Source organism: Azotobacter beijerinckii (assembly GCF_900110885.1).
Taxonomy (GTDB): Bacteria; Pseudomonadota; Gammaproteobacteria; order Pseudomonadales; family Pseudomonadaceae; genus Azotobacter; species Azotobacter beijerinckii.
Genome location: NZ_FOFJ01000180.1, coordinates 1 through 1,068, shown reverse-complemented (window position 1 = coordinate 1,068; position 1,068 = coordinate 1). Strand labels below are relative to the sequence as shown.

Here is a 1,068-nt window from a genome sequence, read left to right as displayed (position 1 = left end):
GGATCGGCTCCTGCACCACGCCCACATCCTCACCCTGACCGGAGAAAGCTACCGACTCAAGGATAAACGCAAGGCGGGCGTGATCCGCCAGAACCGTAAACCCGAGTGATCCAGGTGGGTCATTATTACTTCGGCAAATGAGGGCCAAAGTGGGTCAGTTTTCAGTCGGCGTTGACAACATAGGACTCGCTCACCGCAAAGCGCCTGGCCACCTCGCGAACCGGGCCGTCGGCCGCCAGTACCCGATCGCGCAGATCCTGCCCTCGACGCCATCCCATGAGCCACCTCCAGCGGTTGCCGAACCCCTGCGTTCTGTTCAGCTTGGCTGCCCAATTCCGGCCTGGCTACAACCGCTAGTCTGGACGGAAACGCTCTAGAGAGGGTGTCCACGATAAATAGGTGGACACCCTCTCTTAACATGGCGGGTTCAAGCCAGATAACTTGGCCGGACGGTTACGCTCAATCTATTGATTTTCCTGAAAAAATAGCTATGAAGGCCTGCTATGCAACAGCTAACTCAGACATAGCCATGATTTTCGCCTAAACCTAAATCGGTGCCCAAGATCTGTAGATCCAATACTCGCAGGCTCGGGCGAGGCGGCCCCACCTGTCCCTGTTTTGCTGCCGGATGGGCCGGCCGAGCGGCCGTCAGGGCTACCCCAAACGCCTGACTCAACCTGGCCGAGACGGCTCTCCGAGCCCGAGGCGCTGTGCTCGATAGAGTTCGATCAGATAACGGGCAATCGAGTAGGTAGAGGGCAACGCTGGCAAGTCAGTCAGAGCGAACCAACGTGCGTCCTCAATCTCCTCGGGCTGGGGAACGATCTCGCCTCCGGCATATTCGGCATGAAACCCCAGCATCAACGAATGAGGGAAAGGCCAGGATTGGCTGGCGATGTACCTAGAGTTCCGAATCTCGAGCCCCACCTCTTCCCGTACCTCGCGTATGACACACTGCTCGACGGTCTCGCCCGGCTCGACGAAACCGGCCAAAGTACTATAAACGCCGCTGGAAAGTAAGTGATCCATGAACCCCGTCTGTTAACGGCCGAGCCGGTCTTTTACAGT

At 57.8% G+C, this 1,068-nt stretch carries 1 protein-coding gene and 1 pseudogene; one reads left to right on the top strand and one right to left on the bottom strand.

Going from position 1 to position 1,068, the window contains the following annotated elements; all coding sequences use genetic code 11:
• A partial coding sequence (locus tag BMY22_RS24225; protein WP_244158990.1) for an ATP-binding protein occupies positions 1–109 on the top strand: 109 nt, incomplete at its 5' end.
• Positions 110–672: 563 nt separating this feature from the next.
• Here the strand turns inward: BMY22_RS24225 and nudC are convergent.
• A pseudogene (nudC, locus tag BMY22_RS23525) lies at positions 673–1,008 on the bottom strand (NAD(+) diphosphatase); the annotation flags it as partial.
• Positions 1,009–1,068: the final 60 nt, after the last annotated feature.